Source organism: Vibrio quintilis, from assembly GCF_024529975.1.
Lineage (GTDB): Bacteria > Pseudomonadota > Gammaproteobacteria > Enterobacterales > Vibrionaceae > Vibrio > Vibrio quintilis.
The window spans coordinates 3,199,548-3,214,412 of record NZ_AP024897.1; the positions used below are offsets into that span (position 1 = coordinate 3,199,548).

Annotated in this window: 17 protein-coding genes; 2 read left to right on the forward strand and 15 right to left on the reverse strand. The window is 45.7% G+C overall.

Annotation, left to right across the window (positions count from 1 at the left end; all coding sequences use genetic code 11):
* Nucleotides 1-5 precede the first annotated feature (5 nt).
* From OC443_RS14645 to prmB, 3 genes are all read right to left on the reverse strand, one after another.
* Nucleotides 6-536, reverse strand: a complete 531-nt coding sequence (locus tag OC443_RS14645) for an elongation factor P hydroxylase (protein WP_073581670.1) — start codon at nucleotides 534-536, stop codon at nucleotides 6-8.
* Nucleotides 537-601: 65 nt separating this feature from the next.
* Nucleotides 602-1,687 carry a chorismate synthase gene (aroC, locus tag OC443_RS14650; RefSeq protein ID WP_073581318.1) on the reverse strand — a complete coding sequence of 362 codons (1,086 nt, stop codon included), beginning with the start codon at nucleotides 1,685-1,687 and terminating at the stop codon, nucleotides 602-604.
* A 152-nt stretch (nucleotides 1,688-1,839) separates the two neighbouring features.
* Nucleotides 1,840-2,772 (reverse strand): 50S ribosomal protein L3 N(5)-glutamine methyltransferase, encoded by a 933-nt coding sequence (prmB, locus tag OC443_RS14655; protein ID WP_073581316.1) that lies wholly within the window; start codon nucleotides 2,770-2,772, stop codon nucleotides 1,840-1,842.
* A 65-nt stretch (nucleotides 2,773-2,837) separates the two neighbouring features.
* Between prmB and smrB the strand changes: the two genes are divergently transcribed.
* Nucleotides 2,838-3,368 (forward strand): endonuclease SmrB, encoded by a 531-nt coding sequence (gene smrB, locus OC443_RS14660; protein WP_073581314.1) that lies wholly within the window; start codon nucleotides 2,838-2,840, stop codon nucleotides 3,366-3,368.
* Nucleotides 3,369-3,481: 113 nt separating this feature from the next.
* On the opposite strand, the gene manA is transcribed toward smrB, so the two are convergent.
* On the reverse strand, nucleotides 3,482-4,696 hold the full coding sequence (gene manA, locus OC443_RS14665) for a mannose-6-phosphate isomerase, class I (protein ID WP_073581668.1): 1,215 nt from the start codon (nucleotides 4,694-4,696) through the stop codon (nucleotides 3,482-3,484).
* 215 nt (nucleotides 4,697-4,911) lie between these two features.
* Complete coding sequence (locus OC443_RS14670) at nucleotides 4,912-6,813, reverse strand: PTS fructose transporter subunit IIABC (RefSeq protein ID WP_073581312.1); 1,902 nt, start codon at nucleotides 6,811-6,813, stop codon at nucleotides 4,912-4,914.
* Nucleotides 6,814-7,296: 483 nt separating this feature from the next.
* On the opposite strand from OC443_RS14670, the gene OC443_RS14675 reads away from it, so the two are divergent.
* Nucleotides 7,297-8,169, forward strand: a complete 873-nt coding sequence (locus OC443_RS14675; protein WP_073581310.1) for a helix-turn-helix domain-containing protein — start codon at nucleotides 7,297-7,299, stop codon at nucleotides 8,167-8,169.
* On the opposite strand, the gene OC443_RS14680 is transcribed toward OC443_RS14675, so the two are convergent.
* The 10 genes from OC443_RS14680 to fliL all read right to left on the reverse strand — a co-directional run bounded on the left by OC443_RS14680 (nucleotide 8,142) and on the right by fliL (nucleotide 14,853).
* On the reverse strand, nucleotides 8,142-8,930 hold the full coding sequence (locus OC443_RS14680; RefSeq protein WP_073581308.1) for a PTS sugar transporter subunit IIA: 789 nt from the start codon (nucleotides 8,928-8,930) through the stop codon (nucleotides 8,142-8,144). The two genes, OC443_RS14675 and OC443_RS14680, sit on opposite strands and share 28 nt — an antisense overlap.
* The gene (locus OC443_RS14685) at nucleotides 8,931-9,239 is read right to left on the reverse strand and encodes a PTS fructose transporter subunit IIB (protein ID WP_073581666.1); all 309 of its coding nucleotides are present in this window, start codon (nucleotides 9,237-9,239) and stop codon (nucleotides 8,931-8,933) included. It abuts the gene before it with no gap.
* A gap of 116 nt (nucleotides 9,240-9,355) precedes the next feature.
* On the reverse strand, nucleotides 9,356-10,486 hold the full coding sequence (gene flhB / locus OC443_RS14690; protein WP_073581306.1) for a flagellar biosynthesis protein FlhB: 1,131 nt from the start codon (nucleotides 10,484-10,486) through the stop codon (nucleotides 9,356-9,358).
* A gap of 41 nt (nucleotides 10,487-10,527) precedes the next feature.
* On the reverse strand, nucleotides 10,528-11,310 hold the full coding sequence (gene fliR, locus OC443_RS14695; protein ID WP_073581304.1) for a flagellar biosynthetic protein FliR: 783 nt from the start codon (nucleotides 11,308-11,310) through the stop codon (nucleotides 10,528-10,530).
* A 14-nt stretch (nucleotides 11,311-11,324) separates the two neighbouring features.
* Nucleotides 11,325-11,594, reverse strand: a complete 270-nt coding sequence (gene fliQ / locus OC443_RS14700) for a flagellar biosynthesis protein FliQ (RefSeq protein WP_073581302.1) — start codon at nucleotides 11,592-11,594, stop codon at nucleotides 11,325-11,327.
* A 9-nt stretch (nucleotides 11,595-11,603) separates the two neighbouring features.
* Nucleotides 11,604-12,488, reverse strand: coding sequence for a flagellar type III secretion system pore protein FliP (fliP, locus tag OC443_RS14705; RefSeq protein WP_083601561.1), 885 nt, complete (start codon nucleotides 12,486-12,488; stop codon nucleotides 11,604-11,606).
* Complete coding sequence (gene fliO, locus OC443_RS14710; RefSeq protein WP_073581300.1) at nucleotides 12,485-12,865, reverse strand: flagellar biosynthetic protein FliO; 381 nt, start codon at nucleotides 12,863-12,865, stop codon at nucleotides 12,485-12,487. Before fliO ends, fliP begins: the two co-directional genes overlap by 4 nt.
* A gap of 3 nt (nucleotides 12,866-12,868) precedes the next feature.
* Nucleotides 12,869-13,279, reverse strand: coding sequence for a flagellar motor switch protein FliN (gene fliN, locus OC443_RS14715; protein WP_073581298.1), 411 nt, complete (start codon nucleotides 13,277-13,279; stop codon nucleotides 12,869-12,871).
* Between the two features lie 21 nt (nucleotides 13,280-13,300).
* The gene (gene fliM, locus OC443_RS14720) at nucleotides 13,301-14,347 is read right to left on the reverse strand and encodes a flagellar motor switch protein FliM (RefSeq protein ID WP_073581296.1); all 1,047 of its coding nucleotides are present in this window, start codon (nucleotides 14,345-14,347) and stop codon (nucleotides 13,301-13,303) included.
* 8 nt (nucleotides 14,348-14,355) lie between these two features.
* On the reverse strand, nucleotides 14,356-14,853 hold the full coding sequence (fliL, locus tag OC443_RS14725; RefSeq protein ID WP_073581294.1) for a flagellar basal body-associated protein FliL: 498 nt from the start codon (nucleotides 14,851-14,853) through the stop codon (nucleotides 14,356-14,358).
* Nucleotides 14,854-14,865: the final 12 nt, after the last annotated feature.

Sequence of the window (14,865 nt, forward strand, 5' to 3'; positions counted from 1 at the left end):
CTCATCTATTTCACATTAAATTGTTCCGGAGACAGTGCACCGGTGTGATAAAAATCTCTCAATGCATCGGCAAACATCCTGACTCTGGCAGGTAAACCAGAGCTCAGAATCAACAGAACTTCATCATGTACTTTCTGCATAAAACCGAGCCTGTCCGGTTCAAAATCGCCATCCAGATTGTCACAGCTGACAGAAAACGGAAAACCGGCACACTCAGAAAAAATCCATTCATAAGCCTGAGGACGAATTTCAACCTGCTCGAAAGCTTGCTGCATCGCTTCAGTTCTTCCATCGGGCTCATACCAGTAGCCAAAGTCTTCAAGCAACCGGCGTTCCGGCCCGGCAACACACCAGTGGGCAATTTCATGGAGCGCTGACGCAAAAAAGCCATGGGCAAACACAATCCGGTGATAATTGACCTGATGATCCGCCGGCAGATAAATTGGTTCATCGTCACCGGATTCAAGCCGGGTTTGACAGGATTCATAGAATGTTTGATCAAAAATCCGGATTAAATCCTGATAATCGTGCTTCATCATTTTTTCATTCAGAAACGCCCTCGAATGAGGGCGCTGTTTCGCAAAAGACAAATTCATATCAATCAGATTTGCGGCGTTCCCGTTACCACATGCTGATTCTGACCACGATGCCGCAGCAGGTGATCCATCAACACGATCGCCAGCATCGCTTCAGCAATCGGTACAGCACGAATCCCGACACAGGGATCATGACGCCCTTTGGTAATTAACTGTGTGGCTTCACCTGACTTTGTAATCGTCTCACCGGGAATGGTGATACTGGACGTTGGCTTCAACGCAATACTGGCAACAATGTCCTGCCCCGTGGAGATTCCGCCTAAGATACCACCGGCGTGGTTACTTTTGAATCCTTCCGGAGCAAGCAGATCGCGGTGCTGGCTGCCTCTTTGACCAACCACATCAAACCCATCACCAATCTCAACACCTTTCACTGCATTAATACTCATCAGTGCGTGGGCAATATCTGCATCCAGACGATCAAAGATTGGCTCTCCAAGTCCGACTGGCACCTGAGTCGCCACAACCTGAATTTTAGCACCAACAGAGTCACCGGCCTTTTTCAGCTCGCGGATTAATTCGTCAAAAGCTTCAAGCTTACCGGGATCCGGACAGAAGAAAGGATTGTTTTCGATTTCATTCCAGTCCACTTTATCAATGGCAACATCACCCATCTGAGACAGATAAGCTCTGATTTCAATGCCGAATTCCTGCTTCAGGTATTTCTTCGCAATCGCACCAGCTGCAACACGCATTGCGGTTTCGCGGGCAGATGAACGACCACCGCCACGGTAATCACGGATGCCGTATTTTTGATGATAAGTGTAATCAGCATGTCCGGGACGGAATTTGTCCTGGATTTCAGAATAATCTTTCGAACGTTGATCAGTATTTTCAATCAACAGACCAATTGAAGTCCCGGTTGTTTTTCCTTCAAACACACCGGAAAGAATTTTCACTTCATCCGGTTCGCGTCGCTGAGTGGTATATTTAGAAGTACCCGGACGTCTGCGGTCTAAATCAACCTGAAGATCAGCTTCAGTAATTTCAAGTCCGGGAGGACATCCGTCAACAATACATCCAAGCGCCAGACCGTGACTTTCACCAAATGTGCTCACGCGGAAGTGCTGTCCGATACTATTTCCTGCCATGTATTCCTCTAATCTGTTCCCGGATGTTTTTGATCATGATTTTCCCGGGAATCATTCCTGTTCTTAGTAATCTCATAGTCGCTTGATTCGAATTTGATGTAAAGTACCAATCACATACTAATTGTTACTCAATCACAACAAATTGCTGACAACTAATCTAAATACAGAGAGAATTTATCCTGGTGCTCAACCAATTGTTCTCTGGTCAGCATAAATACCCCATGACCGCCATGCTCGAACTCAATCCAGGTAAATGGGATGTCCGGGTATTGTTCCATCATGTGAACCATCGAATTACCGACTTCACAAATCAGAATGCCATCATCTGTCAGATAATCCGGGGCATTTGCCAGAATTCTTCTGACCAGTTTCAGCCCATCCGTACCTGCAGCCAGACCCAGCTCAGGCTCATGGATAAATTCCTGCGGCAGAGACCCCATATCCTCAGCATCAACATAAGGCGGATTAGACACAATCAGGTTATATTTGACCTTGGTTAAATCCCGGAACAAATCAGAACGCAGCGGAAATACCTGCTGTTCCAGACCGTGATTCTGAATATTAATTTCTGTCACCTGCAATGCATCAGATGAAATATCAACAGCATCAACCTCAGCTTCCGGGAACATATGGGCGCAGGCAATCGCAATACAGCCGCTGCCGGTACATAAGTCCATGATCCGTTCCGGAGGATTGATCAACCATGGCTGAAAACTATTTTCAATCAGCTCACCAATCGGAGAACGCGGCACTAAAACCCGTTCATCGACAAAAAATTCCATCCCGCAGAACCAGGCTTTATTCGTCAGATATGCAACCGGCTTTCTTTCATGGATACGCTTGACCACCCGTTCGACAATCTGAATCCGTTCATTGGTCGTCAACCGGGAGTTCAGTACATGTGGCGGCATATCCACAGGCAAATGTAATGTGGGAAGAATCAACTGAACGGCTTCATCCCAGGCATTGTCCGTTCCGTGCCCGTAAAACAGGTTCGCAGCATTAAAGCGACTGACAGTCCAGCGAATCATGTCCTGAAGGGAATGAAGCTCAGAAACAGCTTCTTCAACAAAAATCTTATCCAAAATTGCCTCCAAAAAGGGCTACAATACGGCTATCTTAAACATAAACCATCACAACCAGTTATCGAATGAGTAAAAACGATAAGTGTCAGGATGACGATTTCGCCTTGTTCAAAAATGAAGTCAAAGGCGTAAAACGATTGCATCAGGATACCATAGTCCACGAGACAAACAGAAATACCGGGCAGAAAAGCGCCCGTAAAATCCAGCGGGAAGCGACAGACAGTGGTTTCTATTTCTCGGATGAGTTTGTGCCACTGCTTCCGGAAGACGGTCCGACACGCTACTCGCGTGACGATGTATCAAAATATGAAGTAAAGCGATTGCGTCGCGGCGTTTACGTTCCGGATGTGTTTCTGGACATGCACGGCATGACACAAAAAGAAGCCAAACGCGAATTGGGAGCCATGCTGGCTTATTGTGTGAAAGAGAATATCCATTGTGCCTGTGTCCAGCATGGTATCGGTAAACATATTCTCAAACAAAAAGTGCCTTTATGGCTGGCTCAGCACCCTGATGTGATGGCATTTCATCAGGCACCACTTGAATTTGGTGGTGATGGCGCGCTTTTGATCCTTCTGTCCATTCCGGATAAATAACCGGGCGAGAGAAAGGATGCATCAGGGTCTGCTGAACCGGGTAAAGAAGCAAAAAGAAAGAAGAGTAAACCGTGATTCACTCTTCTTTCTTTTATTTGTCATCGACTGGCAGACTAATTCGTCACCCGGGCAATCCGCCCGGAAGAAGTCAGCCGGTACTGTCCGGTGAAAGCGGGAATAAAGACAGAGTGACCTTTTTCGATCTGAATGTTTTCCCCGCTGACATGAGACAAGGTCATGGTGTTATCCAGCGCTAACAAAATCTCAGCACTTTCAGTTATCACGTTCAACACCTCAGGCGAATCATAGATTGTTAACTGAAAGTCATCGACTGGCACCGGATACACTTTCCCCTGCCCGTCAGACTCCGGTTGAGTCAGCAAGGTATCGCAGGCAATGGGCCTGAAACGGGTGCATTTGACCAGCTCTTTCACATCCATATGCTTTGATGTCAGACCCGAACGTAATACATTATCCGAATTCGCCATCACTTCCAGTGCCGTTCCCTGAATATACGCATGCGGCGTACAGGCATCAAGAAACATGGCTTCTCCGGGATTCAGCGTCAAAACATTTAACATCAAAGGACAAAAAACGCCGATATCACCGGGATATTGATGACCGAGGGATAAAATCAGAGAGAAGAGCTGATTGTCCCGATGTTGCTCAGCATAGGAAAGTAATTCATCAACAGCGGTCGCCTTCTGTTCTCCCTGAAGCGAAAGTAAAGCCTGAAAAAAATGCCGGAGACCATGCTCGCTGGCATCCTTTTCAAAGGCATCAACTAAAGGCTGAACCGGGGCAACATTCACGGTTTTAAATAAAGCCACAATCGTGTCAAATTCCCGGAAACCATTCATGGCCTGGTACGGTGTTAATGCGTAGACCAGCTCAGGTTTATGATTCGGATCTTTATAATTGCGGTGAGCCGCTGTGCGGGGAATGCCAGCCGCTTCTTCTTTTGAAAAGCCAGCCTCAGCCTGAGATTTATCCGGATGTACCTGAACCGAAAGTGCCTGCTCCGCTGCCAGAATCTTAAATAAAAAAGGCAATTCACCAAACTGAATATCAGTACTCACCCCCAAAATACCGGAGCGATCCAGCTGAATAAAATCAGACAGCAGCTGTTGTTCGTTATTTTCAATAATTTCTGAACAACCATTTGGATGTGCTCCCATCCAGACTTCTGCCTGAGGCTGCTGTTCCGGATTGGGAATATCAAACATATCCCGTATCGATTGACGGCTTCCCCATGCATAATTCTGAATGACATTTTTCATAGGGAAGAAATAACGTGTACCGGATTGGTTTATCATTGTGTTTTCCATCATCAGGTTGTATTAAATTCTCCGGGGCCTGTTGATTTCATCAACCAACAGGCTCCTGCAAGCAGAAAGGGAAATTGTCTCTCTGACCAAACAGACGGGAGCATTTTCATCTGCATTTATATGGTCAGAAGAGACAGAAAAATTCATACCCAATGTGTCAGAGTTGGATACAACAATCAATATTCCAACTCTCAATCTGACAACTCAGGTATTGCTCAGGCAAGGGCTTGTGCTGCTTCCTTTGCCTGACGCATTTTCTTCAGTGTAATACAAACCAGTGCTGTCACGACTGCACCTGCGGCCATACAAAGCAATCCGAGTAACGGCTTATTCATTGCACCAAGCAAGGCAACAACCGGACCACCATGAGCCACACTATTTGTGACGCCAAAGGAAAATGCCATGACCGCAGCTACCATCGAACCAATCATATTCGCCGGGATAACAGACATCGGATCCTGTGCTGCAAAAGGAATTGCCCCCTCCGAAATACCAACTAATCCCATCGCGCCGGCAGCTTTACCCGCTTCATTTTCAGATGCTTCAAACAGACTGAGCTTACGTCCAAGTACGGTCGCTAATCCCATACCTAACGGTGCGACAGGAATCGCGCAGGCCATTGCCCCCATGAACTGAGTTTGTCCGCTGGCTATCATGCCGACAGAAAACAGGAATGCAACCTTATTGAAAGGACCGCCCATGTCAAATCCGGCCATTCCTCCCAGGACAATGCCGAGTAACACAATGTTACCGGTGCTCATTGTAGTTAAGAGTGAATTCATCGAATCCATCAGACTGGCTATCGGTGCACCAATAACAAAAATAAACAGGGTTGAAATAAACAGGGTTCCTGTAATCGGTGCAATCATAATTGGAACAAGCGGCTGAATATATTTATGGTAATTAATATGGGTGATCCAACGAATAAAATATCCCACCAGCAAACCGGCAATAATCGCTCCGATAAACCCGGTACCGGCTTCAGCCCCGTAAAATGATCCATTGTTTGCTATCCAGCCTCCGACAAAACCCGGTGCCAGAGCGGGACGATCACCGATCGCATAAGCAATATAACCTGCCAGAATCGGAATCATCAGCTGAAATGCCACCACACCAACATTTAAGACCTGATTCCACAAGCTTCCCGGAGGAATTGCCATTCCCGCTTCTGTCGGCTCGCCACCGATAGCCAGCGCCAGAGCAATTAATAAACCGCCGGTCACAACAAACGGAATCATATGAGATACCCCGTTCATCAGATAACGATACAGATCTGAACGTTTGGAGGCATTTCCCGTATCAACCTGGGATTCAGACTCTTCGCCCGCCTGATACTCAGGTGATTTTAATGCCTGCTGAATCACACCCGTGGCATCTTTGATCGGTACTTTCACCCCGGTTTCTATCAGCTTCTTGCCCGCAAAACGGTTCAAATCAACCTGCTTATCACAAGCAATGATGATCGCATCGGCTTTGTCAATTTCTTCCTGGGTCGGTGAATTCTTCACCCCGATCGAACCATTAGTTTCAACTTTGATCTGGTATCCCAGCTCTGCGGCTCCTTTTTCCAGCGCTTCAGCCGCCAGATAAGTATGTGCAACCCCGGTCGGACATCCGGTAACACCAATTAAGAAACCTTTATCCTGTACTGGCTGAGCATCTGTTTCAGGCCCTTTTTCCAGTAATAGTGCTAATGCTTCTTCTGATGATGTCACCTGCAGGAATTGTTCAATAAACCCGTCTTCGATCAGCTTGGATGAAAGCTCTGCCAATACCTCAATGTGATGCTCTGCACCACCTTCCGGAGAAGCAATCATAAAAAACAGTCTGGACGGCTTGCCATCATCAGCACCGTATTCAACGCCCTGTTGACTAACACCGATCACAACGGCTGGTTTTACAACTGCCGGACTCTTCGCATGGGGCAGCGCCACTCCATCTTCAAAGCCAGTGTTACCCAGAACTTCCCTGGCCTCAATGTCAGCGAGAAACCGGACCGGATCATTAATACATCCCTGCCGGTATAAAATGGATATCAACTCTGAGAAAACTTCTTCTTTCGAAGCCGCTTTCAGATCCAGATGAATCAGATCTTCATTAATTAGTTCAGTAATCATCGTATTTCCCCGTGTCATACTTATACCCAGGCAACATGAAGATGCATGATTCAGGTTGTTTGGGTACAACATCATTATTTTTTTATTCAAAGCATATTGCCCTGCAGGATGAGACTGATTTTTATCATTGGCGTTTGAGCCGGATATCAATCAACAGATCACCTTAATCAGGGTCAGATGCTCTGATGATTATTTTGCGCCCGGGAGTGATATGAAGTGAAGTGTACCAGAGAGACATTTACTGGATTATTGTAACCATTGATAGCCAGTGTGATCCAGCTCATAATCGGCAGAACAAAAAACATTCATATCAATAATATTAAAAAACCTTTTTAATCAATATAATAGAGTAACACACAACCCAGAAAAGGGGTTTAATTCAATTGCAAATAAAATACAACGCTTAAAGATATGGAAATATGTGTCATAATCAATAGCACTTTTTCGTGCCAGGGCTCACAAATATTGAGGCGGTAAACCACCATGACGACCACTTTTTTTCATGATTTGCTCGACACATTATTATCTGAAAGAGAGCACATTAATCATATATGGTTTGCCGGTGATCAATTTACACCACCTCAGTTCAGCTATCAGGTGAACTTTCCCCGGCTGGAGCTCGTCGTTCAGGGAGAATACACGAATCAGATTGAAGACCCGGAATCAGGTATTGCAACAGTCAAAGTTCTGGCAGGAGATGTTATCTATATTCCGCCGAACTGCTGGAATAAACCGGACTGGAAACAAGATTGTTCTGTACTGAGCCTGCTATTCGGACGTCGTCAGCTGGGCTTCAGCCTTGTGAGTAAAAAAGCCGGCGAGTCTGGGTTCTTTGATGTTCAAAAGCACAGTATCCGGATGCGAACCGGTCACGCAGTCGATCATATCCTCGAAGCACTGAATGCATTAGCCGGAGAACCCCATAAAAGTCCAATGGATGAATATCTGCTTCTTGCGCTGATGAATTACAGCAAGTCTATGCTTTCAAAACTGTCGCCGGAATACCGGAAAAAAAGTGAAGATATTTATCAAGGGATTTGTATCTACATTCAGGAAAATTTTCACCGCCCGATTAGCAGGAATAGTATTGCGGAGCGGTTTAACATTTCACCGAATCATCTTTCCAGGATGTTCAGACAAAAAGGACACATGACATTAAATGACTACATGACATGGGTAAGAATCGAGCGCGCAAAGTTCATGCTCCGGAAATACCCTTTCAAACTTCATGAAGTGGCCATTCGCTGTGGCTACCAGGATGTGAACTACTTTTTCAGAATATTTAAAAACCGGACGGGCTGCACGCCCAGCGAATACAGAAGACTGAATCAGGATAATTCACTGGCCAGAGTATGATACAAAATGGCCTGTAAAGCCCCGGCTTCCTTTGTCCGGAGCAGAGCCTGACAGAAGGAATCATCTAATAAACTCCGGGAAAGCCAGGTCACTGCACGAATCATATCCATGTCCGGAGAAGCCGGGAGAAATAAAGCTATCACCAGATCAACCGCGCCACGAACAGACTGCCAGTCAACGGGATGGCTTAACCGGACAACAGCAAGAGAAGGTATCTCTACCAGGTGACTCATCACATGAGGAAATGCGATACCATGATGAATATAAGTTGAGGAGATCGCTTCCCGTTCATCAAGCGCCCGGAAAATAGCCATAGCTTTCCTGTCACTGAATTGAAAAACACGGCTCAGATAAGCAAGCAAACCACCTTTATCCCGGGTTTCCATATCTGCATAAAAAATATACCGGTAATCAAAATCAAACGGGAGCGTTAAAGCAGGATGGCGTAATTCCGATAACTGATGACGGCTACGTTGAGAGGCTTCCACCATATAAAAATGCTCTGAGATAAAATCTGTCAGCACCATACACGCCAGCTCAGCATCCAGACCATCAATCCATAACTGGCATAACTGATTTGGCTTGCCTCTCAGGCTCATCATCTCCAGTACTCTGTCTGTACTGCATCCGCTACGCGCGGTAATATTTCTGAAAGTCACAACCGAGCGAAAATAACTGACTAAAACCTTCAACCGGTTCAGCTTCCAGAGCACCAACCCATCATCGCCAATCAGAAACGTAATCTGACACCTGATTTTCATTTAGCCAGCCAGAGTTTGACACCGCTGAAGTACTGCGTTCACATTAGTCAGTACTTCTTCAATGGTGACACAATGAATTTTGCTGCCGGTAAAACGCGCTCTGTGCTCAATTTCGATATCAGATGCAATAAGTACGACATCAGCCTGAGCAATATCTGCTGCCTGAAGCTGATTCTCAATCCCCATCGCGCCCTGGGTTTCAACTTTCATATGGATATTCAGCCTGGAAGCTTCTTTATTTAAAACATCTGCCGCCATATAGGTGTGGGCAATTCCCGTCGGGCAGGCAGTCACTGCAACAATTCTCATCAGAAAATCCTTTATTCTGTTCTGAAAACAATGATAATCATAACTCAGTGTCAGCAAGGTCTGAGCCTGAGGTGCACGCCAGATATGGCATAAATCAGACTTCCGGGTTCACTGCACTAATAACGCATCTCTGAAGGTATCGTCATCGCATCTTCATTCAGCTTAGGCCGCTGACCACCTTTTCTCCGGAATTGTTTTAACTGGAAGACGTACGCAAGCACCTGCGCCACAGCAACGAATAGCCCGTCAGGAATCTGCTGCTCAAGTTCCGTCGTATGATAAAGCGCACGGGCCAAAGGCGGTGAAGGAACAATTTCAATTTGGTGTTCCTTCGCCACTTCCCTGATTTTGAGTGCAACATGATCAATACCTTTAGCGACAACAACCGGTGCTTTATCCGTATTCTGTTTATACCGTAATGCAACGGAGAAATGCTCCGGGTTCGTCACGATAACATCCGCCTCAGGCACTTCTGACATCATCCGCCGCTGCGCTGCTTCACGCTGTAACATACGGATACGCCCCTTCACTTCAGGGCGCCCTTCTGTTTCTTTATGTTCGTCTTTCACTTCCTGCTTGGTCATCTTCAGCTGATTCGCATGTTGCCAAATCTGGAACGGGATATCGATCGCCACAACAATCAACAGTGAACAACTGATCAACAAAATAAAATCAAGCAGAATATCCAGCGCATGAAAAATATTTTGCGGAAACGTATCCTGACTTAACTGAAACAGATCGGCTTTTGAACCATGAATCAGATAAAAAGCCACACCAGCAACCAGTGCAACCTTCAATATAGATTTGAGTAACTCAACCCAGCTTTGCAGCCCGAACATCCTTTTCAGACCACTAAGCGGATTCATCTTAGAAAACTTGGGCCTGGCGGCTTCAGCTGAAACAGAAATTCCCCCCACACCAATCGAGCCGATAAACGCAGCAATAAACAAAATAATTAATATAATCAGCGTTGGCAGGATAAGGCTGGCCAGTGAACCACTTAAGATATCAAATAACTTTGTCAGGTCGAATATTTCTTCCCGGTTCAGGCTAAACAACCGCGTCATTAATGCATACAACGCTTTCGCGAGACTTTCACCAAACCACATTAAAGACACAGCACCAATCACCAGTACTGAGACTGACGCTAATTCTTTTGAGCGGGCCACCTGTCCCTTTTCACGGGCTTGCTGCAGCCTTCGGGGGGTGGCGTCTTCTGTGCGTTCCTGTCCGTCCGATTCTGCCATAATCGCCTCCTGTGATCAGTGATGCTCAGGGTCTGCTGACCCTAGCAATCCAGCCGGATTAAACGGCAAATTTGCGCTTGTCCCTGTAGCCAGTATGTCTCGTAATGGGTGAATAAACCACTCACGATATACCAACACAGCAGCAAACCGACTAATAAAGCAAATGCGAAACCAAGTGAAAAGATATTAAGCTGCGGCGCAGCACGGGTCATGACCCCGAACGACAGGTTAATCGTCAATAATGCGATAATGCCGGAAAGAGACATACTCAGGGCGACTTTAAACATAATACCAAACCAGGTTGCAAGCTCGCGAAAGTCAGCTGCGCCCAGGCTTCCCTTACCAATCGGTAACGAAGTAAAACTGTAAGCAACCAGGTGAATAAGTTTCAGATGTCCGTCTGTCGACAGAAAAAACATCGTCGCTAACAACATAAAAAACTGACCTAACAACGGCGTATTTTGCCCGTTCGCCGGGTCTACCATAGAAGCAAAACCCAAACTGGATTGCATACCGATAATCTGCCCCAGCATGACAAATGTCTGAACCATAAACTGTGTTACGGTCCCCATTGCAACACCGATAACAATCTGTTCAAACGTGATAATAAAACCTTGCAGTGACAACAATTCGATATCGCGGGGAACAGCCGGAATTACCGGCATTAAAGCAAATGTAATCGCCAGTGAAAGATACAGTCGAATCCGGGCAGAAACAAAGCGGGCTCCGGTTACATTCATAACCATCAACATGGCTGAAATCCGGGTCAACGGCCAGAAATAGGTCGCAATCCAGTCTAAAATGATATCTGCCGAAAACTCCATATCTGCCGCCTGATTTAATACAAGACCTGAGGCAAACGCTCAATCATCGAGAAGAAAAACTCCATCAGTATACGGGTCATCCAATGTGCAAACATCATCAGCGCCAGTAAAGTGACAATTAAACGAGGCAAGAAACTCAGTGTTTGTTCATTGATGGAAGTCGCCGCCTGAAAAACTGCCACGACCAAACCGATGAGCAGACTGGGAACAATAATCGCTGAAACCATGAGCAGGACAATCCATAATGCATTCCGAAAAATCTCAACAAATATTTCCGGGGTCATATCCTCTCCCTATAGCGCAAAACTGCCGGCTAATGTCGACAAAATTAAATTCCAGCCATCAACCAGAACAAACAACATCAACTTGAATGGCAGGGAAACAATCATAGGTGACAACATCATCATACCCATTGCCATAAGAACCGATGCGACGACCAAATCAATAATCAAAAAGGGTAAGAAAAGCATAAAGCCAATCTGAAATGCCGTCTTCAGTTCTGAAGTGATAAATGCAGGAATCAAGACCGACATTTCTACTTGCTGGGGATCTTTCGCATCAGATCCTGACATCCCGACAAACGTTTCCAGATCTTTAACCCGGGTCTGTTTCAGCATAAAAGCCCGCATGGGTTCCTGTGCCAGCTGAAAGGCTTCTTTCGCTTTTATTTGCTCATTCAGATAAGGCTGAACCGCTTTCTGGTTTATCTCATGAAACACCGGTGACATGATAAAAAAGGTCAGAAACAGAGAAATACCAATAATCACCTGATTTGACGGTGTTTGCTGTAACCCCATCGCCTGACGTAAAATCGACATCACAACGACAATCCGGGTAAACGAGGTCATCAAAATCACAATGGCCGGCAAAAAGCCCAGCATTGTCATCAACGCCAGAATCTGCAGATTAATTGAATAATCTTCACTGCCATCCGGATTGACTTTCATCGTGATGGCCGGAATCCCGGGAACACCGGCATGATTGACGTTTTTACCAACGGCAGTCGTCGAGCTCAGCCCCTGACTGGTCAGACTTTGTGTCACCTGACTACTTGCCGGTGCATCTTCGGCCCACAAAGCAGAAGAAAACACCACAGAAACAGAAAGCAGAAAGGCAAAAATCAACCGGCTAAAGCAGCCTTTCAGGCATGGCCGGACTATAGAAATCAGCTTCTTCATTTTTTCATCAACCGGGCTAACTGACTGGCAAAAGAATTCTCGGAGACCGTTTGAGAATCATCTTCAAGTGGCTTATCAAGTTTAGAAATCAACTGTATAGACTGAGTGGTTACACCAACCAGGAATTGTTCTTCCCCAGCCTGAACAATCAGTAATCTCTCTTTGGTGCCGACAGGAAGCTGGCGAATCACAGACAAGCCTTTCTGATGCCCTAAAGCAGGCAAACGCATTCTCTTTAATACAACAGCCAGAATCAGGATGAAGACAACAACAAAAACCAGAGAACCCAATGTAGTGAATATATCAATCTGGCTGCCGGGAGCAGCAGCCAATGCAGGAAAAGAAAAAAACAACAGTCCTTTCAAATAATGCTTCATGGACTACCTTAGTTTTTTAATACGTTCAGTCTGGCTGATCACATCAGTAAGGCGAATACCAAACTTATCATTTACAACCACAACTTCACCATGCGCGATCAAAGTACCATTGACGAGAACATCCAGAGATTCCCCGGCAATACGATCTAATTCAACCACAGAGCCCTGATTAAGTTGTAATAAATTCCGGATACTAATTTGAGAGCGACCGACTTCCATAGAAATCGTCACCGGAATATCCATGATGGTATCCAGCTTCCGGCGTTCATCGTCAGAAATAGGCGAAGAAGTATCTTCCAGCTCATCTAAAGGTGCCGTCATTACTTCATCGGCATCTGACGCATCAGGGTCTTCTCCTAAAGCTGCCGCCCACTCATCTGCCAGCTTTTGATCATCAAGTTCAGAATCAGACATCTTCGCTACCTACTCATTTTATTAACTATCAAGTTCATCTTCTTTTTCAAGATCAGAAAGAATATTCTCACTTAAAAAAGCCAAATCTGTTTTCACCACATCAGGGCGTTTAATTTTCTCAGAAACCTGCACAGCAAGCTTATCTTCAGAGCGTCCCATCTTCACCCGGAATGTGGGCAACTCTTCAACAAACATCACCGCATGCTCAGGCATATCAATCGGAATGACATCTCCGGGACGTAATTCCATTAAATCGCGCAGCGCTAAGTCTTTCTCCAGTAAGTTCACCCGGAAATTAACCGGCACATCCATGATCTCTTCACGTAATGCAGAACTCCACCGGACATCAGTTTCCATCTTATCCGACTGAACCCCGGCATCCAGTAGTTCACGAATCGGTTCAACCATTGAATATGGCATGACCATATGGAAATCACCGCCACCACCTTCAACTTCAATGTGGAAGGAACTGACAACAATCACTTCAGTCGGACTGACAATATTTGCCATACTTGGGTTCACTTCAGAGTCAAGATATTCAAACTCAACGCCCATGACCGGCGACCATGCTTCTTTGTAGTCACCGAATACAATTTTTAACAGCAGCTGAATCACCCGACGTTCCGTTGGCGTAAACTCCCGCCCTTCAATCCGGGTTTGAAAACGGCCATCACCTCCAAAGAAGTTTTCCACCAAAATGAAAACCAGACGGGCTTCCATCGTGATCAGCGCCGTACCTTTCAACGGTCTGAAACGGACCATATTCAAGCTGGTTGGGACATATAATGTATTTTGGTATTCACCAAACTTCATCATCTGAACCCCATTGATCGCCACTTCAGCGGTCTTCCTCAGCATATTAAACAGACTAATACGCATGTGACGGGCAAAGCGTTCATTGATCAACTCAAGTGTTGGCATCCGGCCACGGACAATTCTGTCCTGAGATGAAAAGTCAAAATTCGTCATCTCCGAATTATCGGGCTCTAAGTCCTCATCATCTTCATCAACGTCATCAACGCCATGCAATAGCGCATCAATTTCGTCCTGGCTTAATAGATCGGTCACGTTTCACCTTATTGCATTACAAAATCAGTAAACAGAACTCTCTCAATGACGGGTTCACCAACCGCTTTCGTGAGTGCTGTTTTTATATCTTCAGTCGCTTTATTTCTGAGCTCGACTCTTCCATTCGGGGTTCTTAACTGTTCAACAGTTGCGGAAGCAAAAGTAGATAACAGAGAACTTTCAATCAACGGTGAATGATAACGGGCCAGATTCTCATTCTCAGAGCCTCTTACCATCAGCTGAACTTTAATCTGAACCATGCGATCACGTTTATCACCGGTAATATTAAAGACAAATGGCTGAGCAAGACTGACATAGACGATCGGAGAACTGGATTGCTTCGTCTGCTCCTGCATCTGTTCAGAATCATCAGCACCCTGATCGTCTGACCCCATCAGGAAAAATGCTGCGCCACCACCACCCAGTAGCAAAACGATAACGGCAACAATAATAATCAGCAGCTTATTTTTACCTTTTGATGCACCTTCTAATTCTTCATCTGCCATATTTTTCTCTTA

Excerpts from the sequence above, each read along its gene's own strand:
- OC443_RS14675 (WP_073581310.1), top strand. The coding sequence starts at position 7,297 with ATGACGACCACTTTTTTTCATGATTTGCTCGACACATTATTATCTGAA.
- aroC (WP_073581318.1), bottom strand. The coding sequence starts at position 1,687 with ATGGCAGGAAATAGTATCGGACAGCACTTCCGCGTGAGCACATTTGGT.
- smrB (WP_073581314.1), top strand. The coding sequence starts at position 2,838 with ATGAGTAAAAACGATAAGTGTCAGGATGACGATTTCGCCTTGTTCAAA.
- fliR (WP_073581304.1), bottom strand. The coding sequence starts at position 11,310 with ATGGAGTTTTCGGCAGATATCATTTTAGACTGGATTGCGACCTATTTC.
- fliP (WP_083601561.1), bottom strand. The coding sequence starts at position 12,488 with ATGAAGAAGCTGATTTCTATAGTCCGGCCATGCCTGAAAGGCTGCTTT.
- fliQ (WP_073581302.1), bottom strand. The coding sequence starts at position 11,594 with ATGACCCCGGAAATATTTGTTGAGATTTTTCGGAATGCATTATGGATT.
- fliO (WP_073581300.1), bottom strand. The coding sequence starts at position 12,865 with ATGAAGCATTATTTGAAAGGACTGTTGTTTTTTTCTTTTCCTGCATTG.
- fliL (WP_073581294.1), bottom strand. The coding sequence starts at position 14,853 with ATGGCAGATGAAGAATTAGAAGGTGCATCAAAAGGTAAAAATAAGCTG.
- fliN (WP_073581298.1), bottom strand. The coding sequence starts at position 13,279 with ATGTCTGATTCTGAACTTGATGATCAAAAGCTGGCAGATGAGTGGGCG.
- OC443_RS14645 (WP_073581670.1), bottom strand. The coding sequence starts at position 536 with ATGAAGCACGATTATCAGGATTTAATCCGGATTTTTGATCAAACATTC.
- OC443_RS14680 (WP_073581308.1), bottom strand. The coding sequence starts at position 8,930 with ATGAAAATCAGGTGTCAGATTACGTTTCTGATTGGCGATGATGGGTTG.
- OC443_RS14670 (WP_073581312.1), bottom strand. The coding sequence starts at position 6,813 with ATGATTACTGAACTAATTAATGAAGATCTGATTCATCTGGATCTGAAA.
- OC443_RS14685 (WP_073581666.1), bottom strand. The coding sequence starts at position 9,239 with ATGAGAATTGTTGCAGTGACTGCCTGCCCGACGGGAATTGCCCACACC.
- flhB (WP_073581306.1), bottom strand. The coding sequence starts at position 10,486 with ATGGCAGAATCGGACGGACAGGAACGCACAGAAGACGCCACCCCCCGA.
- manA (WP_073581668.1), bottom strand. The coding sequence starts at position 4,696 with ATGGAAAACACAATGATAAACCAATCCGGTACACGTTATTTCTTCCCT.